6 protein-coding genes are annotated in these 4,039 nt (G+C 63.0%); 4 read left to right on the top strand and 2 right to left on the bottom strand.

The window, feature by feature from the left end:
- Positions 1 to 841 (bottom strand): LOG family protein (locus EN964_RS27495; RefSeq protein ID WP_206528765.1); only part of this gene is annotated, 841 nt, incomplete at its 3' end.
- 227 nt (positions 842 to 1,068) lie between these two features.
- Here EN964_RS27495 and dapD point away from each other — a divergent pair.
- The 4 genes from dapD (at position 1,069) to EN964_RS27475 (ending at position 3,515) form a co-directional block, all read left to right on the top strand.
- Positions 1,069 to 1,923 (top strand): 2,3,4,5-tetrahydropyridine-2,6-dicarboxylate N-succinyltransferase, encoded by an 855-nt coding sequence (gene dapD / locus EN964_RS27490; RefSeq protein ID WP_127269742.1) that lies wholly within the window; start codon positions 1,069 to 1,071, stop codon positions 1,921 to 1,923.
- Between the two features lie 72 nt (positions 1,924 to 1,995).
- Entirely contained in the window at positions 1,996 to 2,358 is a 363-nt protein-coding gene (locus EN964_RS27485; protein WP_127269740.1) for a DUF805 domain-containing protein, read from the top strand.
- A complete protein-coding gene (locus EN964_RS27480) occupies positions 2,351 to 2,728 on the top strand; it encodes a DUF805 domain-containing protein (protein ID WP_023810766.1) in 378 nt (125 codons plus the stop codon). The genes EN964_RS27485 and EN964_RS27480 overlap by 8 nt, the downstream gene beginning before the upstream one ends.
- A 13-nt stretch (positions 2,729 to 2,741) precedes the next feature.
- Positions 2,742 to 3,515, top strand: a complete 774-nt coding sequence (locus EN964_RS27475; RefSeq protein WP_127272696.1) for a hypothetical protein — start codon at positions 2,742 to 2,744, stop codon at positions 3,513 to 3,515.
- Here the strand turns inward: EN964_RS27475 and EN964_RS27470 are convergent.
- The coding region (locus tag EN964_RS27470; protein ID WP_281059573.1) for a ketopantoate reductase C-terminal domain-containing protein at positions 3,418 to 4,039 on the bottom strand (622 nt) is incomplete at its 5' end. The two genes, EN964_RS27475 and EN964_RS27470, sit on opposite strands and share 98 nt — an antisense overlap.

Raw genomic sequence — 4,039 nt, 5'->3', positions numbered from 1 at the left:
CCCCTAACTTGTAGAACCGGCTGATGATCCCCCAGGCTTCGTCGGCGGTGTCGACGAAGTCGATGATGTCCTGATCGCCGGGGCTGATCGTGCCCTGCTCGGCGAGAAAATCGAGATTGATCGCCCGCTTCCAGAAGGATTTGCCGAACAGGATCACCGGCACGCGCTCCATGCGCCCTGTCTGGATCAGGGTCAGCGTCTCGAAGAATTCATCCATCGTGCCGAAGCCGCCCGGAAACACCGCGACCGCCTTGGCGCGCATGACGAAATGCATCTTGCGGATAGCAAAATAATGGAAGTTGAAGCAGAGCTCCGGCGTCACATAGATGTTCGGCGCCTGCTCGTGCGGCAGGACGATGTTGAGGCCGATCGACGGCGCGCCGACATCGTCGGCGCCGCGGTTTCCCGCTTCCATCACGCCGGGCCCGCCACCGGTCACCACGACATATTCGCGGTAATAGGAGGTAGCCGACTGCTGCGAGCAGAGGCGGGCGAATTTCCGCGCCTCCTCATAGTATTTGCTGTTTTCCTCGAGGTTCTTCTTCTGCGTCTCGTTCTTGGCCGCCCAGGCCTCGCCGCCGGGTTCCGGCAGGCGCGCGCCGCCGAACAGGATCACCGTCGAACGGATGCCGCGTTCGGCCAGGATCATTTCCGGTTTCAGGAGTTCAAGCTGCAGCCGGACCGCGCGCAACTCGCGCCGCGTCATGAAGTCGGGATCGTTCCAGGCGAGCCGGTAGGTTTCGGCACGCGTCTGCGGCGTATCCGGCACACTCTTCGACCGCTCCAGATCCTCGTCCGAATGCGGCAGTGGCGTCCAGCCCGCCTTTTCCATAGGTGTCATATGCTCTACCCGTCCAAATTCTTCACTTGCGCCGCCCCATGACGCAGCCGCGATTGACCCTCACCAAGGCTTCACATAAGCAGGTTCCGCAAAAGTGTCCTGCGGTTTTGTGACAAGAACCTGCTACATGCGAAGATCCAGGCAGGCAAAGCCTGCCAAGGGGTCCGCGCGACTTTCAAAACAGGTTAAGGCGTTGCCCCTTAACAGCTTGGTAATGGAGCGAATTCATGTCGAAGCCCGATCTGGCGAGCCTCGAAAAGACCATCGAGAAGGCCTTCGAGGAACGCGACGCGATTTCGACGGCAACGCGCGGCGAAACGCGCGACGCCATCCAGTCGGCGCTCGATCTGCTCGACCGCGGCGCCGTCCGCGTCGCCGAGCGGCAGGCCGACGGCAAGTGGCATGTCAACCAGTGGCTGAAGAAGGCCGTGCTGTTGTCGTTCCGGCTCAACCCGATGGAGATCATCAAGGGGGGACCCGGCGAGGCGGTGTGGTGGGACAAGGTGCCGTCGAAGTTCGACGGCTGGAGTGCCGTCGATTTCGAAAAGGCGGGCTTCCGAGCCGTGCCGTCGTCGGTCGTGCGCCGTTCGGCCTATGTCGCACCGGGCGCCGTGCTGATGCCGTCCTTCGTCAATGTCGGCGCGTATGTCGACAGCGGCACCATGGTCGACACCTGGGCCTCGGTCGGCTCCTGCGCCCAGATCGGTAAGAACGTGCATCTGTCCGGCGGCGTCGGCATCGGCGGCGTGCTGGAGCCGATGCAGGCCGGCCCGACCATCATCGAGGACAATTGTTTTATCGGCGCGCGTTCGGAGGTGGTCGAGGGCTGCATCGTGCGCGAAGGCTCGGTGCTCGGCATGGGCGTCTTCATCGGCCAGTCGACCAAGATCGTCGACCGCGCCACCGGCGAGATCTTCTATGGCGAAGTGCCGCCCAATTCCGTCGTCGTCGCCGGAACGATGCCGGGCAAGCCCTTTCCGAACGGCGAGCCGGGTCCCAACCTTTACTGCGCCGTCATCGTCAAGCGTGTCGACGCCAAGACCCGCTCCAAAACCTCGATCAACGAATTGCTGCGCGATTGATCTTTGCGCAAAGCGAGCGCACCTTCCGCCGGCGCGACAATCGGTCGCGCTGGTTCAAGATGGAGGGGTGACATGGACTGGAAGTATCTGCTCACAAGTTTTGATGGTCGCATCAACCGTGGCAAGTTCTGGGCCGCGATTGGCGTTTTCATCGTCATTGGTATCGTTGCCTTCATTCTCGATGCGATCCTCGGTACACGTCTCACCACCGCCAGTGGCGCCCAGATCGGCATCATCGGCATTCTCATCGCTCTGGTCTCGATCTATTTCGCGCTCGCAGTCTACGCCAAGCGCTGGCATGATCGCGGCAAGTCGGGCTGGTGGAGCCTAATCATGCTGGTGCCGCTCATCGGCCCGATCTGGTTTCTGGTGGAATGCGGCATTCTCGAAGGCGCCAGAGGCGCCAATCAATATGGACCGGACCCGCTTGCCTGACAGATCAGATCTCACCTGGCTTTTCTTCAAAACCTCGGGCCGCGTCAGTCGCGCGGCCTATTTTCTTGGCGGGTTGCTCGTCGCCATCATCCAGGCCTTCCCGCTCTACCGCTTCACGCTGGTGCCGGAAGGTTCGGCCGAGAGCAACATGTGGTCGTTCATCTTCTTCGTCGCCTTCATCGCCTCGCTGTGGTCGAACATCGCCCTGGCGGTGAAGCGGCTGCACGATTTGGACAAGCCGGGCATTGCCGCGCTGATCCTGTTCGTGCCGGTGGTCTCGATCGTCGCCTTCCTTGTGTTGTGCCTGTTTCCAGGGCAGCCTGGACCCAACCGCTATGGCCGGCGCACCAACGAGCCGGAACAATCCTGAGGGCCGATCGGACATGCGCTACCGCACGCTTGATCCGAAACTGATCGTCGAAACCGCCGAGCGGCTGGAAGAGCGGATCGCCGACCGTTTCCCTGAAGCGGGATTGCGTGGCGTCGCCGCCGAACTGGTCTCGCTGTCGCGCGATCTGGCCAAGGCGGCCAAGGTGCTCGAAGCACCGATCTGGTGGCTGCGCGGGCTCATCGTCGCCGCCTTCGTCACGGGTGTGCTGGTGTTCCTGTTCGTCGGTACCATCTTGCCGATCGACCGCATTTCGGGAACCCACGATGCCCTGCAGTCGGTGCAAGGCATAGAGGCTTCGATCAACACCGTCATACTGGCTGTGTTGGGCTTGCTTGCTCTGATCCGCACCGAGGAGCGCATCAAGCGCAAAAGGGTGTTTCGCCAGCTGCACGGCCTGCGTTCGCTGATCCATGTCATCGACATGCACCAGCTGACCAAGGATCCGGCAGCCCTTTCGGCCGATTTCAAGCCGACGGCGCACTCGCCGGCCCGTATCACCAATGCCGCCGACCTGGCGCGTTACCTCGACTATTGCTCCGAAATGCTGTCGATCACCGGCAAGATCGCAGCGCTCTTCGCGCAGTCGGTCAATGACGACGTGGTCATCGACGGCGTCAACGACATCGAGAACCTGGCATCCAACCTGTCGCGGAAAATCTGGCAGAAGATCACGTTGATCGACGGCCGGCCGGTGCAACAACCTGCTCCGGCGCCAGGCCCGGCGAGCCAAGCCGCTCCGCTTCCGCTGCGCGCACCAAAGCGGTGATCCGCTGGACCGTCGGCAGGGGCGTGCCGGCTTTTTCCGCCAGCCGCAGGATGGCGCCCTGCAAGTCGTCGATCTCCGTCGGCCGGCCGCGCTGCAGATCGTCCCACATAGACGAGCGCGCCTGCAGGTCGATCGCCAGCAAGCGCCGCGCCAGCAGCTTGAACAGCCAGTCCGGCAGCCTGAGCACCTTCGGCAGCAACGCCGGCCGCAGGCCGGCGATCCGCGCCGGCTCGATGCCGGACGCTCTCATCGCTCTCAGGGCCTCGTCGATCTGGCTGGCCAGGATCAGCCGCCAGCGCCGGTCGGCCAGTTCGGTTGCCAGCGGCAGGCCGGAAAGCGCCACCAGCGCGTTGTTCAAATTCATCAGCAGCTTGCCCCACAGCACGGCTTTTATGTCGCCATGGGTTTCGACCGCAAACCCTTCGACGCCAAGCAGGCCGACCAGGCCGGCGGTGCCGTCCTCGACCATCACCATGCCCTCGCTAGCGCGGTGCACGCGCAGCGGCAGTTCGCCGGCCGGCGAC

Source organism: Mesorhizobium sp. M7A.F.Ca.CA.001.10.2.1 (genome assembly GCF_003998575.1).
Taxonomy (GTDB): Bacteria; Pseudomonadota; Alphaproteobacteria; order Rhizobiales; family Rhizobiaceae; genus Mesorhizobium.
Note: the sequence above shows the minus strand (reverse complement) of the source record. Positions and strands in the feature narration are given on the sequence as shown.